Origin of the sequence: Ruegeria arenilitoris, from assembly GCF_013035315.1 — a bacterium.
Taxonomy (GTDB): Bacteria; Pseudomonadota; Alphaproteobacteria; order Rhodobacterales; family Rhodobacteraceae; genus Ruegeria; species Ruegeria arenilitoris_D.
In genome coordinates this window covers 113238-137705 of sequence record NZ_WQHP01000001.1, presented here as the reverse complement: position 1 = coordinate 137705, position 24468 = coordinate 113238, and the positions used below count along the sequence as shown (strand labels likewise).

General features: G+C 58.9%; 22 protein-coding genes and 3 tRNA genes. 11 read left to right on the top strand and 14 right to left on the bottom strand.

Annotation, left to right across the window (positions count from 1 at the left end; all coding sequences use genetic code 11):
• Window positions 1-79: 79 nt before the first annotated feature.
• Complete coding sequence (locus GOV53_RS00685) at window positions 80-1114, top strand: Hint domain-containing protein (protein WP_170463486.1); 1035 nt, start codon at window positions 80-82, stop codon at window positions 1112-1114.
• A gap of 75 nt (window positions 1115-1189) precedes the next feature.
• The gene (locus tag GOV53_RS00680) at window positions 1190-1858 is read left to right on the top strand and encodes a DUF1638 domain-containing protein (protein WP_170463484.1); all 669 of its coding nucleotides are present in this window, start codon (window positions 1190-1192) and stop codon (window positions 1856-1858) included.
• A gap of 3 nt (window positions 1859-1861) precedes the next feature.
• Here GOV53_RS00680 and GOV53_RS00675 read toward each other — a convergent pair whose 3' ends face one another.
• The gene (locus tag GOV53_RS00675) at window positions 1862-2272 is read right to left on the bottom strand and encodes a SufE family protein (protein WP_170424525.1); all 411 of its coding nucleotides are present in this window, start codon (window positions 2270-2272) and stop codon (window positions 1862-1864) included.
• A gap of 139 nt (window positions 2273-2411) precedes the next feature.
• On the opposite strand from GOV53_RS00675, the gene GOV53_RS00670 reads away from it, so the two are divergent.
• On the top strand, window positions 2412-2939 hold the full coding sequence (locus GOV53_RS00670; protein WP_170463483.1) for a hypothetical protein: 528 nt from the start codon (window positions 2412-2414) through the stop codon (window positions 2937-2939).
• On the opposite strand, the gene rnd is transcribed toward GOV53_RS00670, so the two are convergent.
• From rnd to purM, 3 genes are all read right to left on the bottom strand, one after another.
• Window positions 2936-4099: a ribonuclease D gene (gene rnd / locus GOV53_RS00665; RefSeq protein ID WP_170463481.1), complete on the bottom strand. Its 1164-nt coding sequence runs from the start codon at window positions 4097-4099 to the stop codon at window positions 2936-2938. The two genes, GOV53_RS00670 and rnd, sit on opposite strands and share 4 nt — an antisense overlap.
• Window positions 4100-4218: 119 nt before the next feature.
• Entirely contained in the window at window positions 4219-4815 is a 597-nt protein-coding gene (gene purN, locus GOV53_RS00660; protein WP_170424519.1) for a phosphoribosylglycinamide formyltransferase, read from the bottom strand.
• Window positions 4812-5858 carry a phosphoribosylformylglycinamidine cyclo-ligase gene (gene purM, locus GOV53_RS00655; protein ID WP_170463479.1) on the bottom strand — a complete coding sequence of 349 codons (1047 nt, stop codon included), beginning with the start codon at window positions 5856-5858 and terminating at the stop codon, window positions 4812-4814. Before purM ends, purN begins: the two co-directional genes overlap by 4 nt.
• A gap of 107 nt (window positions 5859-5965) precedes the next feature.
• Here purM and GOV53_RS00650 point away from each other — a divergent pair.
• Window positions 5966-6042 (top strand) — tRNA-Ile (locus tag GOV53_RS00650).
• Between the two features lie 20 nt (window positions 6043-6062).
• Here GOV53_RS00650 and GOV53_RS00645 read toward each other — a convergent pair.
• Complete coding sequence (locus tag GOV53_RS00645) at window positions 6063-7382, bottom strand: ATP-binding protein (RefSeq protein ID WP_170463477.1); 1320 nt, start codon at window positions 7380-7382, stop codon at window positions 6063-6065.
• Window positions 7383-7426: 44 nt separating this feature from the next.
• Here GOV53_RS00645 and GOV53_RS00640 point away from each other — a divergent pair, with 44 nt between their 5' ends.
• The 3 genes from GOV53_RS00640 to GOV53_RS00630 all read left to right on the top strand — a co-directional run bounded on the left by GOV53_RS00640 (window position 7427) and on the right by GOV53_RS00630 (window position 8698).
• Window positions 7427-8341, top strand: coding sequence for an MBL fold metallo-hydrolase (locus GOV53_RS00640; protein WP_170463475.1), 915 nt, complete (start codon window positions 7427-7429; stop codon window positions 8339-8341).
• A 77-nt stretch (window positions 8342-8418) separates the two neighbouring features.
• A tRNA-Asn gene (locus GOV53_RS00635) sits at window positions 8419-8493 on the top strand.
• Window positions 8494-8623: 130 nt separating this feature from the next.
• Window positions 8624-8698, top strand: a tRNA-Asn gene (locus tag GOV53_RS00630).
• Window positions 8699-8718: 20 nt separating this feature from the next.
• On the opposite strand, the gene GOV53_RS00625 is transcribed toward GOV53_RS00630, so the two are convergent.
• The 4 genes from GOV53_RS00625 to zwf form a co-directional block, all read right to left on the bottom strand.
• Window positions 8719-10338, bottom strand: coding sequence for a long-chain-fatty-acid--CoA ligase (locus GOV53_RS00625; RefSeq protein ID WP_170463473.1), 1620 nt, complete (start codon window positions 10336-10338; stop codon window positions 8719-8721).
• Window positions 10339-10518: 180 nt separating this feature from the next.
• Window positions 10519-12132, bottom strand: a complete 1614-nt coding sequence (pgi, locus tag GOV53_RS00620) for a glucose-6-phosphate isomerase (RefSeq protein WP_170463471.1) — start codon at window positions 12130-12132, stop codon at window positions 10519-10521.
• Window positions 12133-12137: 5 nt separating this feature from the next.
• Window positions 12138-12809, bottom strand: a complete 672-nt coding sequence (gene pgl / locus GOV53_RS00615; RefSeq protein ID WP_170463469.1) for a 6-phosphogluconolactonase — start codon at window positions 12807-12809, stop codon at window positions 12138-12140.
• Window positions 12806-14260: a glucose-6-phosphate dehydrogenase gene (gene zwf / locus GOV53_RS00610; RefSeq protein WP_170463467.1), complete on the bottom strand. Its 1455-nt coding sequence runs from the start codon at window positions 14258-14260 to the stop codon at window positions 12806-12808. Before zwf ends, pgl begins: the two co-directional genes overlap by 4 nt.
• A gap of 161 nt (window positions 14261-14421) precedes the next feature.
• Between zwf and GOV53_RS00605 the strand changes: the two genes are divergently transcribed.
• On the top strand, window positions 14422-15375 hold the full coding sequence (locus GOV53_RS00605; RefSeq protein WP_170463466.1) for a radical SAM protein: 954 nt from the start codon (window positions 14422-14424) through the stop codon (window positions 15373-15375).
• Here the strand turns inward: GOV53_RS00605 and GOV53_RS00600 are convergent.
• Both GOV53_RS00600 and GOV53_RS00595 read right to left on the bottom strand, forming a co-directional pair.
• Window positions 15372-16067, bottom strand: coding sequence for a hypothetical protein (locus GOV53_RS00600; protein ID WP_170463464.1), 696 nt, complete (start codon window positions 16065-16067; stop codon window positions 15372-15374). The two genes, GOV53_RS00605 and GOV53_RS00600, sit on opposite strands and share 4 nt — an antisense overlap.
• A gap of 90 nt (window positions 16068-16157) precedes the next feature.
• Window positions 16158-16427 (bottom strand): usg protein, encoded by a 270-nt coding sequence (locus GOV53_RS00595; RefSeq protein WP_170463462.1) that lies wholly within the window; start codon window positions 16425-16427, stop codon window positions 16158-16160.
• Between the two features lie 193 nt (window positions 16428-16620).
• On the opposite strand from GOV53_RS00595, the gene gyrA reads away from it, so the two are divergent.
• Window positions 16621-19347, top strand: coding sequence for a DNA gyrase subunit A (gyrA, locus tag GOV53_RS00590; RefSeq protein WP_170424497.1), 2727 nt, complete (start codon window positions 16621-16623; stop codon window positions 19345-19347).
• 152 nt (window positions 19348-19499) lie between these two features.
• Window positions 19500-20252 (top strand): ParA family protein, encoded by a 753-nt coding sequence (locus GOV53_RS00585; protein ID WP_170463460.1) that lies wholly within the window; start codon window positions 19500-19502, stop codon window positions 20250-20252.
• A 14-nt stretch (window positions 20253-20266) separates the two neighbouring features.
• Here the strand turns inward: GOV53_RS00585 and GOV53_RS00580 are convergent, their stop codons facing one another.
• The 3 genes from GOV53_RS00580 to GOV53_RS00570 all read right to left on the bottom strand — a co-directional run bounded on the left by GOV53_RS00580 (window position 20267) and on the right by GOV53_RS00570 (window position 23692).
• Window positions 20267-21736, bottom strand: a complete 1470-nt coding sequence (locus GOV53_RS00580; RefSeq protein WP_170463458.1) for a carboxypeptidase M32 — start codon at window positions 21734-21736, stop codon at window positions 20267-20269.
• Between the two features lie 4 nt (window positions 21737-21740).
• Window positions 21741-22886: a heme A synthase gene (gene ctaA, locus GOV53_RS00575; RefSeq protein ID WP_170463456.1), complete on the bottom strand. Its 1146-nt coding sequence runs from the start codon at window positions 22884-22886 to the stop codon at window positions 21741-21743.
• 62 nt (window positions 22887-22948) lie between these two features.
• Window positions 22949-23692 carry an RNA methyltransferase gene (locus tag GOV53_RS00570; protein ID WP_170463454.1) on the bottom strand — a complete coding sequence of 248 codons (744 nt, stop codon included), beginning with the start codon at window positions 23690-23692 and terminating at the stop codon, window positions 22949-22951.
• A 153-nt stretch (window positions 23693-23845) separates the two neighbouring features.
• Here GOV53_RS00570 and GOV53_RS00565 point away from each other — a divergent pair, with 153 nt between their 5' ends.
• The gene (locus GOV53_RS00565) at window positions 23846-24463 is read left to right on the top strand and encodes a thiamine phosphate synthase (protein ID WP_170463452.1); all 618 of its coding nucleotides are present in this window, start codon (window positions 23846-23848) and stop codon (window positions 24461-24463) included.
• Window positions 24464-24468 lie beyond the last annotated feature (5 nt).

Genomic DNA, 24468 nt, shown 5'->3' with positions numbered 1-24468 from the left:
TGACCATTGGAGACAACAGCCTTTACAAATTTTCAATAGTGTTCTTACTACACGATGTTAAACAAGTTTCGAGGTTCCCGTGCCAACCACCTTTACGGCCATTTCACTTGGCGTTCTTCCAGATATTGACACCACAGAAGGCAACAACGTTGCCGAAAATGCTTCGGCGCTTGTCGGACTGACTTTCGGCGGGACCGGTGACGCCCTTCTGGCCGATGCTGTCACATGGAGTCCCGTCCAAGTATTTGGCGGCGTCTACGACATGGATGGCTCACCAACGGAACAGTTTTCGATCAACGGCGGCCCCGCACAGACGTTTGATGGCACCTCCATCTACAACGCGACAATCACTTACATCGACGGAACGACGGCCAACATTTCGGCGGTCGTGGCTCAGGACATAGACGGCAACACGTATCTGATGCCCGAGTTTTCCGACAACGCCGATCAAACGGCACTGGAAGCTGGACCAATTCAATCCATCACCTTTAACAGTGTCCAAGGTAATTCTTTTTCCGGCCTCACGGCGGACCGTGAGACTTGGGATCTTGTTACCTGCTTTACAACCGGAACTCTGATTGAAACGGCCAAAGGCCCCATTGCCGTGCAAGATCTCCGCGCAGGCGATAAAATCCAAACACTGGATCGCGGGATGCAAACGCTGCGTTGGGTCGGACAACGTAAGGTTAACGCAACCGGAGCGTTTGCCCCGGTCCTGATCAAAAAGGGCGCGCTCGGTAATGACCGTGATCTTATCGTCTCGCAACAGCACAGAATGCTGATCAGCGATTGGCGGGTCGAGCTGCATACTGGCCACCCCGAAGCGCTCGCCCCGGCGAGACAATTGGTCAATGGCCACGATATCGTAATGCAGTCCGGCGGGTTGGTGACCTACTACCACCTGATGTTCGACCAGCATGAATTGATCTGGGCCGAAGGCTGTCTGAGCGAAAGCTTTCATCCCGGCATTCAGGCGTGGAACAGCCTCGAAGATGCCACCCGGCAGGAAATCCTCGCGCTGTTCCCGGAACTGGCTGATCAGGGCATCAAAGCCTACGGCCCCCCTGCCCGCCCGTCGCTGCAATCCTTTGAAACACGGGCGTCGCTGGCCTGACACGCGATGTCGGAACCGGGCTTGCCCTGGCCCGGCTTTCGTCCTTTGATGCTGCTACCGGCTAGGGAAAAGACCATGCAGCACACCAACACACCGGATGATGACAGCCTGACGACGCAGGGCTTTACCGAACAAGGTCAGACCGGCCGCATCTTGTTGCTGGCCTGCGGTGCTTTGGCGCGTGAAATTCTGCATCTGAAACAACGCAATGGTTGGGACCACATGAGCCTGACCTGCCTGCCCGCCATCTTGCATGTCCATCCTGAACGGATCACGCAAGCCGTCGAAGAAGCCGTTGCCAAGCATCGCGGGAACTATGACCAGATCTTCGTGGTCTATGCGGATTGCGGCACCGGAGGGCTATTGCAAAAGGCCTGTCAGGACATGGGGGTCGAAATGATCAAAGGCCCGCATTGCTATTCCTTTTTTGAAGGAAATCAGGCATTTGAGAAGCATGGCGACGATGAAACCACCGCGTTTTACCTAACAGATTTCCTCGCTCGCCAGTTCGACGCCTTTGTGTGGAAACCGTTGGGTCTGGATCGCCATCCTGAACTGCGAGATATGTATTTCGGCAACTACACCAAACTTGTCTACCAAGCCCAGACAGACGACCCCGACCTGACTACTCGCGCACAGGAATGCGCGGACCGGATGGGCTTGGCGTTCGAGCGTCGTTTTACCGGTTATGGTGATTTGGAGACCACCCTTGCCGAGTGGGCAACACGCGCACAGAGCGCCTGAGCGTCAGGCGTTTTCCTGCGCGACCTCACGAATACGTTCGATCATGGACCGCAAGCCGTTCGACCGCTGCGCCGACAGGTGGTCGTTCAAACCCAACCGGGCAAGTTCACCCCCTGCGTCAACCTTGGGAACCTCTGCCACCGGCAGACCGTTATACAATGATCGCAGAACCGCGATCAGTCCACGCACAATCAGCGCGTCGCTGTCGCCATCAAAGCGGAAAACACCACCTTCAATCACAGGATGCAACCACACCTGACTGGCGCAGCCGTGCACCTTGGTGGCCGGCACTTTGAACGCATCATCCAGCGGCTCCATCGCCTTGCCCTGTTCGATGACATGGCGATACCGGTCTTCCCAGTCATCCAGAAACTCGAAATCCTCGACGATGTCCTCAAAGGCGGGCGTTGCCATGTCGCGGCTGTCCTTCTTGTTGCGTTCACATCTGTGACCTATGCCTCTGTTAGGCACCTGTCCAGCCCTGCCGTGGGTTTTCAAACTTTGGAAAGTGCGATAACCCATTGCTCAAATTACTTCTCTGGGCTTTGGGACCATGAAAAAATCAATTCCTCTTCTGATGGTCGGCACTCTGGCACTGGCTGCCTGCAGCGGTTGGAGCGATTCACGCGTGAATCCGACAAACTGGTTCGGGTCCAGCTCTCCTGCTCCGGTTGAAACTGCGCCAGCAAATGATGCCAATGCCCTGATCCCTGAACAGCGTGAAAGGTCTGGGGTGTTTCGTCGACCAGATGAAGAATTGATCGGGTTCCCCATCACCCGCGTCGATGAGCTGCGGATCGAACCCACCCCATCCGGTGCAATTGTCTATGCCGCCGGCACTGCGGCCCGACAGGGTGCCTACAACGCCCGCCTCGTCAAAGTGGAGAACCCAGAAAACGCCCAAAACGGTATCGTGGAATATACGTTCGAGGTCAGCTATCCCGACTACGCGACCAATCAGGGCACAGAGAGATCGCGGCAGGTCACAGATGCAGTCAATATCGGCGCTAAAGAGCTACGCAGTGTGCGCCTGGTCCGCGTGCGGGCCGAGCAAAATGCGCTGGAGTCGCGCCGCCGTTAACCCGGCAGCGCCACGACCTTGACCGTTTGCCCCTTGGCGGCCAGAGCGATCTTGCCGTCACACAGTTTCAGGGCATCTTCGCCAAACACCTCAAATCGCCAGCCGGACATCGACGGCAGCGCTCGTTCGCCCGCAGCCAGTTGATCCAGTTCCGAGCTGGTGGCGATCAGCTTGGCCGCCACGCCCGAGCTTTCGGTTTTGGACTTGAGCAATACGCGCAACAAATCGGCCAGCGCCGGATTGACCTTGAGCTTGTCGCGGCTGTTGTCCACGCGCGGCAATTCATCGGCGGGGCAATTCACCCCGCGTTTAACAGCGGCCAGAATACCTTCGGCAATTGCACCCTTGCGGGCTTCGCGCAGCAGCAGGCGTGACCCACCCAGATCAGAAGGCGTCTTGGGCTTGGTCGAGGCCAGTTCGATCAGCGCGTCATCCTTGAACACCCGGCTGCGCGGCACATTGTTGTCCTGCGCATAACCCTCGCGGAACTGCGCAAGTTCGCGCACCACGGCCAGAAACTTGGCCGAGTTTGTCCGGGTTTTGACCCGCTTCCACGCGTCTTCGGGACGGATGATATAGGTTCCGGGTTCGGTCAGGGTGCGCAGCTCTTCGGACACCCAATGGCTGCGCTGCGACTTTTTCAGCTGCGCCGAGAGGTGCTCATATATCTGCCGCAAATGCGTAACGTCCGCCAGCGCGTAGGTCTTTTGGGCCTCCGACAGCGGGCGGCGCGACCAGTCAGTAAAGCGCGAGGTTTTGTCGACCCCCTGCTTACAGATCTTGCGCACCAGTGTTTCGTAACCGACCTGCTCACCAAATCCGCAGACCATTGCGGCGACCTGTGTGTCGAACAGAGGTTTGGGGAAGACCGCCGCCTCAACCCAGAAAATCTCAAGATCCTGCCGTGCCGCGTGGAACACTTTGACGACGCTCTCGTCACGGAACAGATCGTAAAGCGGGTCGAGCGACAGACCGTCGGCCAGCGGGTCCACCAGAACCGCACTGTCTTCGTCCTCGGACGGCACAGCCAATTGCACCAGGCAGAGTTTTGAATAGTAAGTCCGTTCGCGCAGAAACTCGGTATCTACGGTGACATAATCGTATCCCGCCGCGGCCTTACAGAAATCGGCCAGCTCTTGCGTCGTTGTCAGGGTTTTCATGCGCGCTGCTGTTCTTGCTCTTGTTCTCAGTGGCGGTTCATCGTCCGTTAACTGCCGTACCCCGCCGTATTGGCGACCATAGGCCGATTATGACGGGCGTGTAAATCACCCTGAGACGTTCAGGGCAGCAACACCGGAGTCCGATCTCCACTGGCGTAACGGCGCAACACTGCAGGATAAAGCTTGTGTTCCCAGACCAGCACGCGGGCCGCCAACGCATCGGGTGTATCGCCTGCTTCGATATCCACCCGTGCTTGCCCAAGGATCGGGCCGTCATCCAGCGCAGCGGTGACCTCATGCACGGAACATCCATGCTCGGCATCACCCGCCTCGATCGCGCGAGCGTGTGTATTGAGGCCTTTGTATTTGGGCAGCAACGAGGGGTGGATGTTCAGCATCCGCCCCTGAAAGCGCGAAACAAAATCACCGGTCAGAACCCGCATGAACCCGGCAAGGCACACGATGTCGGGCTGGGCTTGCTCGAGTGGTTTCAGCAACTCAGCCTCGAACGCGGCGCGATCGCCCTTGAACGGGCGGTGATCGACCGCTGCTGTTGCAATTCCCCGGTCCGCCGCCTTTTTCAGACCACCTGCATCGTGGTCATTGGACAGAACCAGACAGGGTCGCGCCGGATGGTCACCGGTCATGCTGTCGACCAGCGACACCATGTTCGAGCCACCGCCGGAAATCAGGATTGCGACGCGCTTGTGGCTCACAACAGTTTGCCCGAATAGGCCATGCCAGCTGTGTCTGTGATGGTGCCGATCCGCGAAACCGTTTCACCAGCCTCGGCCAGCAAAGCGGCCAAATCGTCGGCGCGCTCTGCGTCACAAACGACGATCATGCCGATGCCGCAGTTGAAGGTCTTCAGCATCTCGGCTTCGGCGATACCACCGGTTTCCGCCATCCAGCGGAAGACGGGCGGCAACTCCCACGCGTTCAGATCAATCTCGGCGCCCAGTCCTTCAGGCAGAACGCGCGGCAGGTTCTCGGTCAAACCGCCGCCGGTGATATGGGCCAGCGCATGAACGCCACCTGCCCGGATCGCATGCAGGGCCTGTTTCACATACAGCCGCGTGGGTGTCAGAAGCGCCTCGCCCAGCGTACCGTCGCCAAAGGGCGACGCAGCATCCCAACCCAAGCCCGAGATCTCAACCAGTTTGCGTACCAGCGAATACCCATTCGAATGCACACCGTTCGAGCCCAGCCCCAACAGCACATCGCCCGCTTGCACGCCTGCCGGCAGATGCGCGCCACGTTCCATCGCGCCGACCGAGAACCCAGCCAGATCGAAATCTCCATCCGGGTACATGCCCGGCATCTCCGCCGTCTCGCCACCGATCAAGGCGCAACCGGATTGCACACAGCCTTCAGCGATACCTTCGATGATCCGCGCGGCGGTATCCGTGTCCAGCTTGCCGGTCGCAAAATAGTCTAGGAAAAACAGAGGCTCAGCGCCCTGACAGATCAGGTCGTTCACGCACATGGCCACCAGATCAATGCCCACACCGTCGACGAGCCCAGTATCAATTGCGATCCGCAGTTTGGTACCCACACCATCGGTGGCCCCAACCAGAATCGGATCTTCGTATCCCGCGGATTTCAGATCGAACAGAGCGCCAAAGCCACCCAGCCCGCTCATCACGCCCGAGCGGTCGGTGCGTTTGGCGGCAGGCTTGATCCGGTCGACCAGAGCATTCCCCGCATCAATATCAACGCCCGCATCGGCATAGGTGATTCCGTTCTTGCCCGTCGTCATGGCCAACCCCTTATGAATGGTTCCCGCGCGGGTTATTCGATTGTCGCGCATGTTGCAACGGTCAGGCTTGACGCGGGCGTTCACCGTGGTACTCAAAGCGCCTAGGCGGGCCTGTAGCTCAATTGGTTAGAGCAGAGCGCTCATAACGCTTTGGTTGCGGGTTCAAGTCCTGCCGGGCCTACCAAATCCACCGTCTGACCCGATTTAACGCCCGATAATAATGTCGGCGCAAAGACCACCCAGCCGCTCGCTTTTGCCAAGCCGCAGCACGCCGCCATGCGCGCGCGCGATGTCTGCCACGATCGCCAGACCCAGCCCCACACCGCTACCCTGATTCTGATTGCGGGCAGGGTCCAGACGGGAAAAAGGTTTCACCGCCTCGGTACGCTGTTCGGGTGGAATTCCCGGTCCATCATCTTCGACCCGGATTCGCAGGGTCTTGGCCGACATTGACATACTGATCTCTGCCCGATTTCCGTATCGCACCGCGTTTCCAATCAGATTCTCGACCGCGCGGCGAATTGCAGTGGGGCGCAGCATCGCGGTGCCGTCGCCTTCAACCGCCACCAACTCAGCCTGATGCCCGGCGCGCTGCGCGTCATCGACAATCTGACGCAGCAGAGCTTCGGGATCGACCGCCTCAGGCGGGCCTTCGGCTGCACCGCGAGAAAAATCAAGGAAGGCATCCAGCAGCAACTGCATCTCGTCCACGTCCTGCTGCAATGGAGCAGCGTCATCCTCAGGCAGCATGGAGAGCCCCAGTTTGAGGCGCGTAAGCGGTGTTCGCAGATCGTGGCTGACACCGGAAAGCATCATCGTTCGCTGCTCCATCTGGCGCTCGATTCTGGCACGCATTTCCAGAAACGCACTGCCCGCAGCGCGAACTTCGATCGCGCCGCCAGGTGAATATGGCACCACCCGGCCCCGCCCAAAGGCCTGTGCCGCATCCGCAAGGCGGGTAATGGGCCGCAGCTGATTGCGCATGTAGAGAAACGAGATCGAGGTCATGACAACGGCAAAGAACACCATCGTCACGATCAACTGATGAGGCGCCGCGGGCGACAAGCGGCGGCGATCCAGGGTTACTTGCAGCAGGCCCAGATCGGTCTGAAGGTACAACCGGGCCTCATCCCCCGTCGGCAGCGCGACAGACACCAAATCAGGCAAATCGGTGCGCAAATTGCCTTCGACCTGCGGCGCTATAAAATCGTACCAGCGGCGTCGTTCAGTCGCCGGGTCTTGTGCGGCATCGACAAAGCGCGCCTTCATGTCCAACGCCGCCAAATCCAGTCGAATGGACGCAATCGCCTGTTGCTGCGTCTCGGCCCCTTCCATCGTCTCAAGCAACAGCAGAACTTCACGCGTTGCGCTCTTGGTCATCTGCGCGGTGACGTCCTCAAGGTGCTTTTGCAAAAAGGCAATCCCAACGACCAGCAGCAGCACGACAACCGGCAAAACCAGAATCAGTGCTGCCCGGGCATAAAGGCTGCGTGGCATATATCGTTTGAGCCATTGACTGGACATGCGCTAAACCTAACGGGCTGATCCGCCAAGAGAAAGAGCACAGAATGCAGGCGCCTGACGATTTCAACCCACCTGTCGGTCAAGCAATCGAATTGCAGCCGGGATTGCACCGAATACTTGCACCAAACCCGTCCCCGATGACCTATCGAGGCACCAACACCTATTTGGTGGGCGAACGCGACCTGGCCGTGATCGATCCTGGCCCTCTGAGCGAACCGCATCTCGACGCGATTCTGAGCGCTTTGCAACCCGGTCAGCGTATCAGCCACATCGTGGTCACCCACAGCCATCTGGACCACTCTCCCCTGGCGGCCCCGCTGGCGGAACGCACGGGAGCGCCGATACTGGCCTTTGGCGGGCCGCAGTCAGGCCGTAGCACGGTCATGACCCAGTTGGCGCTGCAAGGTCTGGCCGGTGGCGGCGAAGGGATCGATACCGCGTTCCGCCCCCATATCGAGGTCGCCGACGGCGAAATGATTAACGGCGACGGCTGGCGGCTTGAGGTCATCCATACGCCGGGCCATTTGGGCAACCATATCGCCCTCGCGTGGGGTGATGTTTGCTTTACCGCAGATCACGTCATGGGCTGGGCCAGTTCGCTGGTTTCACCACCTGACGGAGATCTGACAGATTTCATGCAAGCCTGTCACAAGCTGCAAGCGCGCGATTGGTCGGTGTTTCACGCAGGTCACGGCGCGCCAATCTCGAACCCTGCTGAGCGGCTCGAATGGCTGATCGCGCACCGTCAGACACGCGAAGCGCAGATCCTGGCTGCGTTGGAAGATCAACCCGGAACCGCCCGGCAGCTGGCCGAGCGCATCTATACCGACACCCCAACGGCTTTGCTGCCGGCAGCCGAGCGTAATGTGTTTGCACATCTTGTTGATCTTTATGGGAAATCAAAGGTCACAATGCCCGGCGACCTGTCAGTTGAAGCCACGTTTGACCGCTCGGCCTGACGGTTCCAAAAATTTTTGACGTTTGGTGCAGTTCCCCTCTGGACGGCAAAAATACAGGTTGTTATACGCCCCTCAGTTCCGGCGTAGCTCAGCGGTAGAGCAGTTGACTGTTAATCAATTGGTCGTAGGTTCGATCCCTACCGCCGGAGCCAAATCTCTCCAAATCAAAACACTCTGATACCTGTCGCAACGGGTGTGTTTTGGTGCGAAACTTTTTCATCGAAAAAAGTTGTGCGACCCTCTGGACGCCGCAGAAACAGGTTGCTATACGGCGCGAACCGTTCCGGCGTAGCTCAGCGGTAGAGCAGTTGACTGTTAATCAATTGGTCGTAGGTTCGATCCCTACCGCCGGAGCCATTTTCTCCACAATTTGGCACTTAGCCCATCAGGGCACCCTCGAAATCCGCGCGCAGATTGCGCTTCAGGATTTTACCTGTCGCATTCAATGGCAACGCATCCACAAAGACGACCTTGTCCGGCACCTGCCATTTGGCGATCTTGCCGTCGAAAAAGGCCAATAGCTCTTCCTCGCTTGGGTTTTCACCTTCGGCTTTGACCGCCACCAACAAGGGGCGTTCGTCCCATTTCGGATGTGGCACTCCGACGACAGCCGCCGTGGCGAGTTTCGGGTGTGCAACGGCAATGTTTTCCAGCTCGACCGAGCTGATCCATTCCCCACCCGACTTGATAATGTCCTTCGACCGATCGCGGATCGTCATATACCCGTCGGAATCAAGCGTGGCGACATCGCCAGTGGCGAACCAACCGTCCTGTAGCAGCCCCTGATCCTGCATTTGGAAATAGCTGTCCAGAACCCAATGCCCGCGCACCAATAGGTCGCCTTGGGTGACGCCGTCATGGGGCAGATGCTTGCCGTCATCGTCGACAATTTTCAGCTCGACGCCATAAGGTGGGCGACCCTGGCTTTCGCGCAGCTTGTGCTGCTCTTCGGCTGGAAGCGTCAGGTGCTTGGCCAGCGGATAGTTCGTGGTGCCCAGCGGGCTCATTTCGCTCATACCCCAGGCATGGACGGTATCGACGCCATAGGTCTCGCGGAAGGTTTCGATCATCGACGGCGGGCAAGCAGCCCCGCCAATCACGGTGCGCGCAAGACTGTCCAGCTTGCTGCCCGATTGCGCGGCATAGGCCAGCAGCCCCTGCCAGATCGTCGGAACACCCATGGCAAGTGTTACGCCGTAGGTATCGATCAGCTTCACCAGAGCTTCACCATGCAGATCAGGCCCCGGCAGCACCATGCGCGAACCCGACATTGCGCAGGCATACGGGGAACCCCACGCGTTTACGTGGAACATCGGCACCACCGGCAGCACTACATCCATGGCCGAAAATCCGATGACATCGCAGGTGTTCGAACCGAAGCTGTGCAGAACGGTAGACCGATGAGAATAGAGAACCCCTTTGGGATTGCCCGTCGTGCCCGAGGTATAGCAAAGGCTGGACGCAGTATTCTCGTCGAAGCTGGGCCACTGGAAATCGTCATCGCCCGTTTCGATCAGCTCGTCATAGAACGCGACATCAGGGATTTGTGCGATGGCATCCTCGTTCCGAGGGCCCATCAGAACGAAATGGCGCACTTCGGTCAGGTGTTCATGCAGCGCCGCGACCAGCGGGATGAAGGTCGCATCAAAGAACAGAACCCGGTCCTTGGCGTGGTTGATGATGTAAGTCATTTGCTCGGGGAAAAGTCGCGGGTTCACCGTGTGGCATACAAAACCTGCGCCTGAGGTGGCATAGTAAATCTCAAGGTGCCGCCGGTTGTTCCAGGCCAGCGTTCCAATGCGGTCTTGCGGTTCAAGCCCCAGTTTCGTCAGCGCAGATCCCAGCTTGCGCGCGTTCTGGGCCACCTGTGCCCAATTGGTTTCGGTGACCGTCCCATCGGTTTCGACCGAGTAAATCTCGGTCTGGCCGTGATAGCGTTCGGCGTGATCAATCAGCGACGAGATCAGCAAAGGCTGCGTCATCATCTGTCCCAGCATGGACATCCTCCCTTTGTCAGCACCGCCTGCGTTGGGCCGCGCTGTCTACTTGCCCGAAACACCTAGTTCGCTTTCACGACGTGTTCAGAGCTCTCCCTAGGATACGACCCTGCCAATCATTTAATTGTCTGACAATAAAAGAATGCAGCCTGCCTCTACGGCAGGCTGTTGAAAACCACGTTACTGGTCGCGATGTCGCATTGCATAAGCAACCAGCGCCGCGGTCGAGCCGTCCTTGCCGGATGCGCTCTCTTCCCCGTTCACAATCGGGCCCAACGAGGTGGCAAGCTCTTTGCCCAGCTCGACGCCCCATTGGTCGAAAGAGTTGATGCCCAGCAGAACGCCTTCGACAAAAACGCGATGTTCATAAAGCGCAATGATCTGGCCCAGTACAAAAGGCGTGAGCATGGGGTAGATCAGCGTCGTCGAAGGGCGGTTGCCCGGAAAGACGCGGTGGCGGGCCTGGCGTTCCAGCTCAGCCCCCTCCAGCCCCTTATCAGCCATCCGCTGGCGCGCTTCGTCCAAAGACCGGCCGCGCATCAGCGCCTCGGACTGGGCAAGGCAATTGGCCAGCAACAAGCGGTGATGGTGGGTGAGTTCGGGTTCGTGCCCCTCGGCCGCGACCATGAACTCGCAGGGGATCACGTCGGTGCCCTGATGGATCAGCTGATAGAACGCATGTTGGCCGTTTGTGCCCGGCTCGCCCCAAACCACTGGCCCCGATGGAACTGTCAAAGAACTGCCGTCCATGGCCACGGATTTACCATTCGACTCCATCTCGAGCTGTTGAAAATAGGCAGGCAACCGCAGAAGACGTTGATCATAAGGCAGCACTCCCCGGCTGGCATGACCCAACACCTGTCTGTGCCACACGCCAACCAAAGCCAGCATCACCGGCATATTTTCTGCCCAATCGGCGGCGCGGAAATGCACATCCATCGCCTGCCCGCCCCGAAGAAAGGCGTCAAATGCATTCGATCCGACTGCGATCATCACCGGCAAACCCACCGGTCCCCAGACCGAATAGCGCCCTCCGACCCAGTCGGCGAAACCGAAAACGCGATCCTCGGGGATGCCAAAGGCCTGTGTCTTGTCCAGCGCGCTGGAGACGGCGGCGAACTGGCGGGCCGGGTCGCCGCCTCCATCCTCCATCCAGGCCCGCGCGGTGCGGGCGTTGGTCATGGTTTCGATAGTCGCAAAGGTCTTGGAGGCGACAATCACCAGCGTCCGCGTCGGATCTAGCTGACGCAGCGTGTCGGCAATATGCGCACCATCCACGTTGGACACGTAATGCAGCCTAGGCCCGTCATGATAAGGGGACAACGCGTGGGTGGCCATGACAGGCCCCAAATCCGAGCCGCCAATGCCGATATTCACAACGTCGGTGAAACTGCCCCCTACTCCAGCGACTGCACCGCCCCGCACCTCTTCGGCAAAGACGCGCATGCGCTGCAACGTGTCCAGAACATCGGGCATGACGTCCAGACCGTCGACCTCGACCGGTCCACCGTCCAGATTGCGCAGAGCCGTGTGCAGCACCGCGCGCCCTTCGGTTTCGTTGATCTTCTCCCCGTCGAACATTGCCGCACGGCGTGTGGCCAAACCGGCCTCATCACACAGGGCGATCAGCGCCGTGCGCACCTCATCGGTGATTTGAGTTTTAGAATAATCGAACAGCAAATCCCCGGTCGAAGTCGAGAAGCCTTCCGCACGATTGGGGTCGCTGTCGAACAGGCTCAGGATAGATTGGCTTTCTGCTTGGGATGCCAATGCCTTAAGTAGGGTCAATTGCATCTGCGTTACTCCGCCCAATGTACGGTCATACCGGTGAGGGCTGCGGCAATGGGTGCTTCTTCGGGTGGCATGGACATGGCCCTATCCAATGCATCCCGCTTGGCGGCCCCGAAAATGATCAGATGCTTGGACAGAGCACCGTCCAATACCGGCCCAGTCAGTGTAATCCGCGCTTCGGGCTGCGTTTCGGGACGCGCCACAGCCAACGGGCGGGCGTGGCTGTCCAGCGCGGCCTCGATCCCTGCCATCCCGGGAAACAAAGATGCCGTGTGCATATCCTCACCCATACCCAACACAAGAACGGACAGCGGAAGGACCGGAGTGATCAGGCTTTCGATTTCGGCCAATACCGCATCGGGCTCTTTTCCTTCGACATAGAGCGGCACATATTGCGCAACCGATGCGCGGTTTGTAAGCAGACGCTGGCGGATCAGGCGTTCGTTCGACCGCTCGCTGTCGCCCGGTACACACCGTTCATCGGTGGGCAGAACCCGTACCCGATCCCACTCCAGATCCGCAGCGCAAAGACTGTCAAACACCGGCCCCGGAGTCGTTCCTCCAGGCACCGCCAACGAGACCATATCATGATGCAGCAAGGCGGCCTCTAGCTCTCCAGCCAAGGCGTTTGCGACATCAATGGCCAGCATGTCGCGGTCAGCATATTCCTGAATATTCATGGGTTTATTCCTTGCCACCGGCGACCATCTCGTTTCATCAGCAGCTCGGCGTCGCCCGGGCCTGTGCTGCCGCTTTCATAGGGTTTGGGAACATCGCCGCGCGCTTCCCAGCCGGCGATGATCGGGTCGGTCCAGGCCCACGCGGCCTCGACCTCGTCGCCGCGCATGAACAGGGTCTGGTTTCCTCGGATCACGTCCATGACCAACCGTTCATAGGCATCTGGCGGGTTCTGGTTTTCCGGTCCCAGCGCCTCGGCAAAACTCATGTCCAGGGGCACATCGACAAGGCGCATCCCGCCCTGCCCCGGCTCTTTGATTGTCACCTTCAGCGTGATCCCTTCGTTCGGCTGCAAGCGGATCGACAGGACATTTGCGTGGCGGCCTGCATCTTCGCCAAAGATCGAGTGCGGCGCGTCCTTGAACATCACGTTGATCACCGAGGAGCGCGCCACCAAACGCTTACCCGTGCGCAGGTAGAACGGTGTTCCCGCCCACCGCCAATTGCTGACATGCGCCTTGAGCGCGACATAGCTTTCGGTGGTCGAGCGTGGATTGCCCACAATCTCACGGTATCCTTGCCCGCTGCGGCCACCATCGAACTGACCGCGGACGATATGGTGCGGCTCGACTTGATCCAGCGCGCGGATGACTTTCAGCTTTTCGTCCCGCACCGCATCCGGATCGAATTTGGCCGGTGGCTCCATCGCAATCAGGCACAAAAGCTGCATCAGGTGGTTCTGCATCATGTCGCGCATCGCCCCTGCGCGCTCATAATACTCCTCACGACCGTCAATGCCCACGGACTCGGCCACGGTGATCTGGATGTGATCGACATACTGGCTGTTCCAGAGCGGTTCGAACAGCATATTGCCAAAGCGTACCGCCATCAGGTTCTGGACGGTTTCCTTGCCCAGATAATGGTCGATGCGGTAGATTTGCCCTTCGCGAAAATGCTCGGCCAGCGTCGCGTTCAAGGCGCGCGCACTTTCCAGGTCGTGACCAAAGGGTTTTTCGACCACGATTCGGGTGCTGGGCGTCGCCAGATCATGCGCCTTGATCCGTTCCGCCAAGGGTCCAAACAGCCGAGGTCCCACGGAAAAGTAAAACGCTCTGACCCGGTCTGCGGTCAGCTTCGCCGCCAATTGGTCCCAGCCCTCGTTCGAAGACCCATCCAGCGTCACGTAGTCGACGCGTTGCAAAAACGCATCCAACGCCGCCGCATTCTGACACTGTGCCGGTGCATGGGCACGCAGCGATTCGGCCACAATGGCCTGAAACGCCGCCCGATCGTGTTCGGTGCGCGCGGCACCGATGATTTGCACGGCGTCATCCCACTGCCCCGCACAAAAGCGCTTGAACAGCGCCGGTAAAATCTTGCGCTGCGCCAAATCGCCGGTCCCGCCAAAAATGACGAGATCGAACGGATCAACAGGTATGACGCGAGAAACCATGATTTTTCTTTACCTTGCCCCGCAGGGCATGTCCAATGTTAGCGCCACCAGTCACCGCAAAAACCTCGTCATCAAAACTCTGTCAGGTGTCATCGGCCTGACTTAACTAATCCGACTCAAAGGGCTACATCAAAGACAACTAGAAAGAACCGGATACGGTAATGAAAGACAACGCGCCTCAGACCGCCAATATCGGCAAGTTTCAGAACAAACTGGTGACAGCAGATGGGCAGACCCGCGCGTCGGTTGCGCTGAAAAACCCAGAAACCCTATGGTTCAATACCGGCACACTGTGCAACATCGAATGCGTCAACTGCTATATCGCCAGCAGCCCGACCAATGATGCGCTTGTCTATATCACCGCCGACGAAGTGCGCGATTACCTCAACCAGATCGAAGAGCGTGGCTGGCCGGTGCGCGAGATTGGGTTTACGGGCGGTGAGCCTTTCATGAACCCCGAAATGATCGACATGACCCGTGCCGCACTGGAACGCGGGTACGAGGTTCTGATCCTGACCAATGCAATGCAGCCGATGATGCGCCGAAAGATGCGCGAAGGTTTGCTGGATCTGCAGGCCGATTATGGTGACAAGCTAACCCTGCGGATTTCAGTCGACCACTTCCGCCCCGAATTGCATGACGAGGAACGCGGCAAAGGCAGTTTTGACAAGACGGTCACCGGCATGGAGTGGCTGCGCGACAACCGGTTCAACATCGCGATTGCGGGCCGCACGGTTTGGGGAGACAGCGATGCGGACAGCCGTGCGGGCTACGATGCGTTTTTCCAACAGCACCGCTTTGATATCGATGCGCAAAACCCCGGCCAAACCGTTCTGTTCCCTGAAATGGACGAAAGCGTGGAAGTCCCCGAAATCACGACCGCCTGCTGGGGCATACTGGACAAATCGCCAACGTCGGTGATGTGCTCAAACGCTCGTATGGTGGTCAAACGCAAGGGGGCCGAACGCCCTGCAGTGCTGGCGTGCACACTGTTGCCCTATGAGCCCGAGTTTGAATTGGGAACAACACTGGCCGAAGCCGAAGCCGACGTGCACCTAAATCACCCGCACTGTGCCAAGTTCTGCGTTCTGGGCGGGGCAAGCTGCTCGGGCTAGTTCAGCTCGGGTGACTTCCAGTATTTCGTGCCGGAAGCACCAGCCGAAACGCGCCAACCCTTTTTGCTGAGCACAAAGAAAGATCGCCCGTCGGTGAACCTGAGCGTTTCGTCTGTGCGCTCGTCGCCGTACATCGCGCCGGACTCTGCTGTGGCGTCGTAGCCATTGGTGATGAAGTGGTCCAAATCCGCCTGGGTTTCGAACAGGATCACGAACTTGGTCTCGAACCCGCCGATCCCCACAGCCGCACCAACGCCGCCGGTTCCCATGTTCATGTACGTGTGCTGGCCGGTCTCTTTATCCACCGCAACGCCGCGACCGTACCCGGCAGCGACCGGAAAAACGGTTACTTTGCGGGAATCGAACGCGGCATACCCGGCACTGACATCGTACAGCGCCTGCGCCTCGGGGTTTTCTGTCAGCAGTTGCGCCAACACATCTGAGGCCATGACATCCAGCTTGGCGCGGGTTTCTTCTGGCGTCGCCTCGTTGGACAACAGCTCAGATGTGGACGTTATGGTCTCATCCACCGCACCGGCCCCTTTTTCGATCGTTTGACCGACGCTTTCGGCCCCACGTCCAATGGCATTTGCGGTATTTTCAGCGCCCTTCTTGATTTTATCGAGGACACCCTCAGCCGACACAGGTCCGCCAAGGCAAATGGCGACTGCAAGCAACAAAACTCTGGTCATTCCGTGTTCCTGCTCGTGATTTATGCTTTGGTCATCACGATACCGGAAGCGGCGAAAATGTATATGGGCTTTGAGCCGGATGCTTCTGGGTCAGTTCACTCGAAATTCACCGACCACGTTGCGCCATTCGCCGGGGGCGATCATCTTGCGATGGGTAAACCGCACCGAATGCAGTGGCCCTTCAATCTCGCGTTGCCAGAATTCAATAAAATCGAAAAGCTTGGGATGATCTGGCGCCAGGTCGTAATCCTGCCAGATGAACGTGTTCAATACGTGAATATAGTCGGGCATATGATAATAAAATTCTGCCGTCGTCAGCCCATACCCCTTGAGCATCAGTTCTGTTTCGCTTTGCTCCATTCAGACCTCCAAAATCGTTGCAAGGTCTCTTCAGCATAACACGAAAACCACCTAATCCTTGGTTAACAATATGTTACCCTCGTGTTACGGGGGTTTTTTGCGCGAAATGCGCTGCTTGCTTGCACCTTATGTGCCGGGTCTGATAAGGTACATCCACAAGATATAGACCCAGCACAATAAACGGGCAGTTTACGTGAGCGATACGCCAGAAACCCCAGAAAACATGGATGAAACCCCGCCAGAGCGCCCCGTTTACGACGGCCCGACGGTGTCCATCGAATCCGAGATGCGCACGTCCTATCTGGACTATGCCATGTCGGTCATCGTGTCCCGCGCGATCCCTGATCTGCGCGACGGCCTGAAACCTGTTCACCGGCGTATCCTCTACGCGATGCACGAAACCGGGAACACGCATGACAAGGCCTATCGTAAATCGGCCCGTCCGGTTGGCGATGTGATGGGTAAGTATCACCCTCACGGTGACAGTGCGATCTATGACGCGCTGGTGCGGATGGCGCAGGATTTCTCGATGTCGCTGCCGCTGCTGGATGGTCAGGGCAACTTTGGCTCGATGGACGGTGATAACCCGGCTGCCATGCGTTACACCGAAGTGCGGATGGACAAGCCCGCCGCGTCCCTGTTGGCCGACATCGAAAAAGAGACGGTCGATTTTCAGGATAACTATGATGGCAAGGACCGTGAACCAACGGTTCTTCCCGCCCGCTTCCCGAACATGCTGGTCAATGGTGCCGGTGGTATCGCCGTGGGTATGGCGACCAACATCCCGCCGCACAATCTGGGCGAAGTGGTCGATGCCACGCTGGCGCTGATCGACGACCCTGACCTGACCTCTGAACAGCTGATCGAATATGTGCCTGGCCCCGACTTTCCGACCGGCGGCGTGATGCTGGGCCGGTCTGGCGCGCGCAAAGCCTACCTGGAAGGCCGCGGCAGCGTGATTATCCGCGCCAAGACCCGCGTGGAAGAAATCCGCAGGGACCGGTACGCCATCGTCGTGGATGAAATCCCCTATCAGGTGAACAAGGCCTCGATGATCGAAAAGATCGCCGAAGCCGTGCGTGAAAAACGCATCGAAGGCGTGTCCCATGTGCAGGACGAATCCGACCGCAATGGTGTGCGCGTCGTGGTCGAACTAAAGCGCGATGCAACGCCCGAGGTGGTTCTGAACCAGCTCTATCGGTTTTCACCGATGCAAACCTCGTTTGGCTGCAACATGCTGGCCCTGAACGGTGGCCGACCCGAGCAGCTGACCCTGCGCCGCTTTCTGACCTCGTTCATCGACTTCCGCGAGGACGTGGTCGCTCGACGCACCGCCTATGACCTGCGCAAGGCTCGCGAACGCAGCCATATCCTGTGTGGTCTGGCCGTGGCGGTTTCGAACGTGGACGAAGTTGTTGCCACGATCCGCTCGTCGGCAGACGCCGCCGAGGCGCGCGAAAAGCTGATGACCCGCCGCTGGCCTGCAGCTGAGATCGAAGGCTATCTGCGCCTGATCGACGATCCTCTGTCCAAGATGAACGACGACGGAACCTATAACCTGACAGAGGTTCAAGCCCGTGCCATCCTTGAACTGCGCCTGCAACGCCTGACCCAATTGGGCGTCAAAGAGGTCACGGACGAGCTGGAAGAACTGGCCGCCAAGATCAAGGAATACCTCGACATTCTGTCCTCGCGCGAGCGCATTATGTCGATCATCGGTGACGAGTTGCGCAGCGTCCGCGAGCAATTCGCCGTGCCGCGTCGCACCGAGATCGTCGACTGGTCCGGCGATATGGAAGACGAGGACCTGATCGAACGCGAGGACATGGTCGTAACCGTCACATCGGGCGGCTACATCAAGCGGACCCCACTGGCCGATTTCCGCGCCCAAAAACGTGGCGGCAAGGGCCTGTCGGGGATGCAGACTAAGGAAGAGGATGTGGTCACCACCCTCTTCGTAGCCAACACCCATACGCAGCTGCTGTTCTTCACCACCGAGGGCATGGTCTACAAGCTCAAGACATGGCGCCTGCCGCAGTCCAGCCGGACCGGTAAAGGCAAGGCCATCGTCAACATCCTGCCGATACCGACGGGTGTCTCCATCGCGGCGATCATGCCCGTGGATGTGCCGGATGAAGAGTGGGAAAACCTGCAGATTGTCTTCGCCACCAGCGCTGGTGACGTGCGCCGCAACCGTCTGTCGGATTTCACCAATGTCCGCCGCAACGGCAAGATCGCCATGAAACTGCCGGAAGGCGTTGAACTGGTGAACGCGCGCATCTGCTCGGAAGACGAAGACGTGATGCTGGTCACCAACTCGGGCCGCGCCATCCGTTTCCGGACAACTGACGTGCGTGTCTTCAACTCGCGCGAGTCGACCGGCGTACGTGGCATCAAGCTGACAAATGGCGACCGTGTCGTCTCGATGTCCGTGATCCGCCATTTCGAGGCCGGACCGGACGAACGCGCCGCATATCTGAAAATGCGTCGTGCCGTGGCCGGTATCGCCGATGATGGTGAGACCGATGAGGACGAAGCTGCACCCGGCATGATCACGCAAGAGCGTTACGCCGAAATGTCAGCGGCCGAGAACCTGATCCTGACGATCACGACGGGCGGCGCAGGCAAGCTGAGCTCTAGCCACGATTACCCGGTCCGCGGACGCGGCGGCATGGGCGTTGCGGCCATGGACAAGGCAATGCGCGGCGGTGAACTTGTTGCTAGTTTCCCCGTCGACATCGAGGACCAGATCATGCTGGCCACGTCCAAGGGTCAGTCGATCCGGGTGCCGGTTGAAGGGATCTCGTTCCGATCGCGCTCGGCTGGTGGTGTGAAAGTTTTCAACACTGGCAAAGGCGAAGAGGTCGTCAGCGTGGCCTGGATCGCCGATCAGGGCGACGAAGAAGACGCCGAAGAATAAAGCGCAGCAAGGCCTCGGACCTCTGGGTTCGGGGCCTTGGTCATTTTAGTCGACCGGTATCAAACCGTTGACTTGGCGCACATTGCGCGCCGAAACTTACCAACAGATCGATATTTGTTGTGTTTGTTTTGTGTGCGAGGGCGCGATCTGGCATGAAAGTCATTGCCTGTTATTCCAACAAGGGTGGCGTGGGTAAGACGGCGACGGCGGTCAACCTTGCCTATGCCCTGTCTTCGGCAGGTGTGCGCACGCTGTTATGTGACCTCGACCCACAAGGGGCCGCCGGGTTCTACTATCGCCTCAAACCCTCGAAATCCCTGAGCAATAGTCGGTTTTTTGATGACGCCAGGCGGCTGAGTAACGCCATACGCGCAAGTGATTTTGCCAATCTGGACATCCTGCCCGCCAACAAAAGCTATCGGGAGTTCGACGTTTTGCTATCGCAGATCAGCACTGCCCGTTCGCCGCTGGGCCGCGCTTTGGCCGGGATCGAGTTCGACTATGAGGTCGTAGTGCTGGATTGCCCTCCGAACCTTTCGGTGCTGTCGGAACACATTTTTCAAACCGCAAACGCAATTGTCGTTCCGGTCATCCCGACGACACTGTCGCAACGCACCTTAAGGCAGTTGGTCAAGTACTTTAAAAGCAATGATCTTTCAGTTGAAAAACTGCACTGCTTCTTTTCTATGGTTCAGGTGTCAAAGACCCTGCATCGGGACACGATGGAACAAATGAGAGATACCTACGGTCAGCGCTTTCTGACCGCCCAAATCCCGTTTGCCACCGATGTGGAACGTATGGGCCTAAATCGTGCGCCCGTCATGGTCAGCGCACGCAATAGCCCGGCGAGCCGGGCATATCTGGCACTGTGCGAGGAAGTCGTTTCGCGGGTGTTCAAAACCTGAACGTTTGCCCGGCATCAAAGCCCGTAAAGTGCCCCGAATTTGTCTTCCAGATAGCTTAGGAACGGCTCCGGCCCCGGCTCAACGCCGCTGGCGCGCGTGATCGCGTCGCGCGGAGTGTAAAGCGCGCCGTACTGCTGAAGGTTCTCTCGCAGCCACGATGTTGCGCCCGAGGTGTCGCCCTGCGCCAGTTGCGCATCCAAGTCCGGCACCGCCCCGCGAAGTGCCTGATAAAGGCACCCGGCGTAGACATTGCCCAGAGAATAGGTTGGGAAATAGCCAAACAGCCCCACCGACCAATGCACGTCCTGCAAGCACCCGTTCGACGGCTTGTCGACTGCGTATCCGAAATCCGCCTTGAACCGGTCATTCCACGCGGCTTCAAGGTCGCTGACCTGCAGATCGCCTGTCATCAGCGCACGCTCAAGATCAAAGCGCATCATGATGTGGAGGTTATACTGCACCTCATCTGCTTCGGTGCGGATATAGCCGTTATGGACGCCATTCACAGACGCATAGAACGCGTCTGCGTCTGCGATACCGAAATCACCGAACGTGTCTTTCATCTGCGCGAACAACCAGCCGGTAAAGGCGCGCGAGCGGCCGAGCTGGTTCTCGTAAATGCGGCTTTGGCTTTCATGGACGCCCATCGACACGCCCATGCCCAACAGAGTCAAGTTGAATGCAGGGTCAATCCCCTGCTCATAGACCGCGTGGCCGACCTCGTGAACTGTTGAGTAGAAACAGTTGAACGGATCGGTCGCGCTGGTCCGGGTGGTGATACGGACATCCAGCCCACACCCCGAACTGAAGGGATGTACCGACTTGTCGATACGGCCCGTGTTCAGGTCATACCCAAAGGTCACGGCGAGTTTCTGGGCCAATCGCATTTGAGCCAGTTCGTCAAACGTGCCGGTCAGAGCTGCAGGCGCGGGCTTGTCCAACACAGCCGCCCGTAATGCCACCAAACGCGGGCGCATCTGTTCAAAGATCTCGGCGATTTGAGAGCCGGTCGTGTAGGGCTCGTAATCCTCGACCATCGCGTCATAGATGTCACCGCCCTGCGCCAGCGCCGCCCCCTCTTCGCGTTTGAGAGAGACAACCTCGCTGAGTGCAGGCTGAAACGCCGCCACGTCCTCATCCGCGCGGGCCTGAGCCCAAGTGCCTTGCGCGGCCGAGGTTACGCGGGCAATAGCCTTGGCAAGATCCGCAGGTACTTTGACTGTCCGCTCATAGGTTCTGCGGATTTCACGCAGGTGCGCCTGCCCAACTTCGTCCTCGGGCGTTGCTTGTTCCAGCCATTCCGCCACGCGGGGATCGGAACGGCGGGCATGAAGAACCGCCTCGATCGCGGCCATTTCCTCGGCCCGCTGAGGGGCCGCACCGCGCGGCATAACCGTTTCCTGGTCCCAGCCCAGTCGCCCTGCAATTTCGCTCAGCGCTGTTGTTTCGCGCTGAAAGGCCATCAGATCATCATAGGCTGCCATGGGGTCAAGCTCCGCGCAGAGAGGTTGCGATTGGGTAAGCGGTCAGGAACCGCGCCCGCAGGATCAGGGTCCAGACCACGACGGCCATGAACTGGTGGAAGATCGCGATCTGCCACGGGGCTGCGTAGACCACGGTGACGATGCCGATCACCACTTGGAGTGAAAGCGCCGCAAAAGCTGCATTGAAGGCAAATCGGGTCTGCGGATGTGCGCTGGTGCTGCCGCGGCGCCAGACGATCACGGCGAAGATGAACAGCAGGTAGCCAACGCACCGGTGGATGAACTGCACCAGGCCCGGGCTTTCAAAAAAGTTTCGCCACATCGGTTCCAGCATCGCGGCATCGGGCGGCAAGAGCTGCCCGCCGATTAGGGGCCAGTCGGTGTACGAACGACCGGCGTCGATCCCGGCGACCAGCGCACCGATGAGGATTTGCAAAAAGGTGAAATGCAAAAGGCCGGTCGATAGCGAAAACAGCTTCGCCTCCTTCGCGCGGCGGGCCTGCATCAGGTCGCGTTCCTCGCGGCCGAGCTCAAAGATATACCACGCCAGGAATCCCAGGATCACAAACGCCAATCCAAGATGCACCGCCAGCCGGTAGCTGGCGACAGCAATCATGCCTTCACCCTGCGTTACGCCAGAGGCGACCATCCACCAGCCGACAGCACCCTGAACGCCCCCCAAAAGACCTGGGATCAGCAGCTTACCGGTCCAGCCGACAGGAATTTGTCGAGCGACCAGAAACCCGAAGAAACCGATCGCCCAGACCACCCCAATAAAGCGACCCAGCTGTCGGTGACCCCATTCCCACCAATAGATGAATTTGAAATCACTCAGGTCCATCCACTGGTTCTGGATGCGCCACTGGTCGATTTGTTTGTACTTATCAAACTCGGACTGCCAGTCGGCCTCGTTCATCGGCGGGATAGCCCCGGTGATCGGCCGCCATTCGGTGATCGACAACCCGCTGTCGGTCAGTCGTGTCAGCCCGCCCACCGCGATCATGATGACCACAAGCGCGAACAGGATCATCAGCCAGACACGAATGGCCTTGCGCGCGCCACGGCGACCGCGATCCAGCATACCGGGTTGAACGGCTTGTTGTTTTTCGGTGTCTGAGACGTCTTCGAAGATGCTGCGCTTACCGCTCATGCTGTCCTCTTGTGCCTTGGATTTCGTCGCAAGCTAGGGTGATGCGGAACATAGGTCCAGCCTCAGCCCTTGTCTTTCCAGCGGACCATCTGACGCATGATCCCGTGAAGCATCTGCACATCCGCCCGTGTCATCCGCATCCGCGACCACAGATTGCGCAGGTTGGTTTTCATCCCTTCGGCCTTTTCGGGCGGGTAGAAAAAGCCTGCCTCTTCCAGCCGGTCTTCGTAATGCTCGACCAGTTTCTCGACCTCAATACCTGTGGCCCAGTCGCCCTTGCCCAGATCCGTGGCCTCGTGCACGACGTCTCCGGTCTGGCGCATCCACTCATAGGCGGTCAGCAACACGCACTGCCCGAGGTTCAGCGAGGCATATTCGGGGTTCACCGGGACCGAGATGATGGCGTTGGCCTTGGCGATGTCCTCATTCTCAAGCCCCGCGCGTTCGGGGCCAAACAGAACGGCGACCTTCTCACCCGCTGCGACCTTTTCCGCCGCGATCTGCATTGCGCGTTCCGGGCTGTAGACCGGCTTAGTCAGGCCTCGTTGACGGGCCGTGGTGGCAAAGACGAAGGTGCTGTCGGCCAGTGACCCGGCCAGATCGTCGAACAGCTGCGCCTCATCCAGCAGCCGCCCGGCCCCGCTGGACATCGCTACGGCCTTGTGGTTCGGCCACCCATCGCGTGGTGCAACGATCCGCATCCGGTCCAGCCCAAAATTCCACATCGCCCGCGCGGCGGCACCGATGTTTTCGCCCATCTGCGGGCGTACGAGCACGAACGAGGGCTGAGATTTATCGCTGGGCATGGCAGTCTCCGAAAGTTCCGCCTGCTCTAATCCGCGCGCGCAGGCAGGGCAAGTCGCCCGGGCGATCATTTGCGCCCGAAACGGGTATAAAAGTTTGCTTCCCTGCCGCAATCCGCTAAACCGCGCAAAAGACTGAAAGCGAAGGACGCGCCAATGGACACCCCCGAGCAGCCGCAGATTTACCTGATCACGCCGCCGACGATTGAGTTGAGCACCTTCCCCAACCGTTTGGCCAGTGTGCTCGACAGTGCCGAGATCGCCTGCATCCGCCTGGCGCTTGCGGGCAGTGATGAGGATACGATCGCGCGTGCGGCCGATGCCTGCCGCGAGGTCGCGCATGCCCGAGACGTGGCGCTGGTGATTTCGAACCATGTCCTGCTGGCCCAGCGTCTGGGTCTGGACGGGGTGCATCTGGACGACGCGGCCCGCTCGGTCCGCGCCGCACGCAAAGAACTGGGCGCAGACGCGATTGTCGGCAGCTTTTGCGGAGCCTCCAGCCATGACGGCATGACCGCTGGTGAAGCTGGCGCCGACTACGTGGCCTTTGGTCCGGTTGGGAATTCGACACTGGGTGACGGCACCACCGCAGAGAAAGATCTGTTCCAGTGGTGGTCAGAAATGATCGAAGTGCCGGTGGTGGCCGAAGGTGGCCTGACGCCTGACCTGATCCGCGAACTCGCCCCGCATACCGATTTCTTTGGCATTGGCGAAGAGATCTGGGCCCAAGACGACCCCGTCGCAGCGCTCAAGGCTCTTACCGACGCGATGTGAGCGTT

What these genes read in the sequence shown, in the direction of transcription:
- GOV53_RS00680 (WP_170463484.1), top strand. Translation starts at nt 1,190, where the DNA reads ATGCAGCACACCAACACACCGGATGATGACAGCCTGACGACGCAGGGC.
- GOV53_RS00675 (WP_170424525.1), bottom strand. Translation starts at nt 2,272, where the DNA reads ATGGCAACGCCCGCCTTTGAGGACATCGTCGAGGATTTCGAGTTTCTG.
- GOV53_RS00670 (WP_170463483.1), top strand. Translation starts at nt 2,412, where the DNA reads ATGAAAAAATCAATTCCTCTTCTGATGGTCGGCACTCTGGCACTGGCT.
- rnd (WP_170463481.1), bottom strand. Translation starts at nt 4,099, where the DNA reads ATGAAAACCCTGACAACGACGCAAGAGCTGGCCGATTTCTGTAAGGCC.
- purM (WP_170463479.1), bottom strand. Translation starts at nt 5,858, where the DNA reads ATGACGACGGGCAAGAACGGAATCACCTATGCCGATGCGGGCGTTGAT.
- GOV53_RS00645 (WP_170463477.1), bottom strand. Translation starts at nt 7,382, where the DNA reads ATGTCCAGTCAATGGCTCAAACGATATATGCCACGCAGCCTTTATGCC.
- GOV53_RS00640 (WP_170463475.1), top strand. Translation starts at nt 7,427, where the DNA reads ATGCAGGCGCCTGACGATTTCAACCCACCTGTCGGTCAAGCAATCGAA.
- GOV53_RS00625 (WP_170463473.1), bottom strand. Translation starts at nt 10,338, where the DNA reads ATGCTGGGACAGATGATGACGCAGCCTTTGCTGATCTCGTCGCTGATT.
- pgi (WP_170463471.1), bottom strand. Translation starts at nt 12,132, where the DNA reads ATGCAATTGACCCTACTTAAGGCATTGGCATCCCAAGCAGAAAGCCAA.
- pgl (WP_170463469.1), bottom strand. Translation starts at nt 12,809, where the DNA reads ATGAATATTCAGGAATATGCTGACCGCGACATGCTGGCCATTGATGTC.
- zwf (WP_170463467.1), bottom strand. Translation starts at nt 14,260, where the DNA reads ATGGTTTCTCGCGTCATACCTGTTGATCCGTTCGATCTCGTCATTTTT.
- GOV53_RS00605 (WP_170463466.1), top strand. Translation starts at nt 14,422, where the DNA reads ATGAAAGACAACGCGCCTCAGACCGCCAATATCGGCAAGTTTCAGAAC.
- GOV53_RS00600 (WP_170463464.1), bottom strand. Translation starts at nt 16,067, where the DNA reads ATGACCAGAGTTTTGTTGCTTGCAGTCGCCATTTGCCTTGGCGGACCT.
- GOV53_RS00595 (WP_170463462.1), bottom strand. Translation starts at nt 16,427, where the DNA reads ATGGAGCAAAGCGAAACAGAACTGATGCTCAAGGGGTATGGGCTGACG.
- GOV53_RS00585 (WP_170463460.1), top strand. Translation starts at nt 19,500, where the DNA reads ATGAAAGTCATTGCCTGTTATTCCAACAAGGGTGGCGTGGGTAAGACG.
- GOV53_RS00580 (WP_170463458.1), bottom strand. Translation starts at nt 21,736, where the DNA reads ATGGCAGCCTATGATGATCTGATGGCCTTTCAGCGCGAAACAACAGCG.
- ctaA (WP_170463456.1), bottom strand. Translation starts at nt 22,886, where the DNA reads ATGAGCGGTAAGCGCAGCATCTTCGAAGACGTCTCAGACACCGAAAAA.
- GOV53_RS00570 (WP_170463454.1), bottom strand. Translation starts at nt 23,692, where the DNA reads ATGCCCAGCGATAAATCTCAGCCCTCGTTCGTGCTCGTACGCCCGCAG.
- GOV53_RS00565 (WP_170463452.1), top strand. Translation starts at nt 23,846, where the DNA reads ATGGACACCCCCGAGCAGCCGCAGATTTACCTGATCACGCCGCCGACG.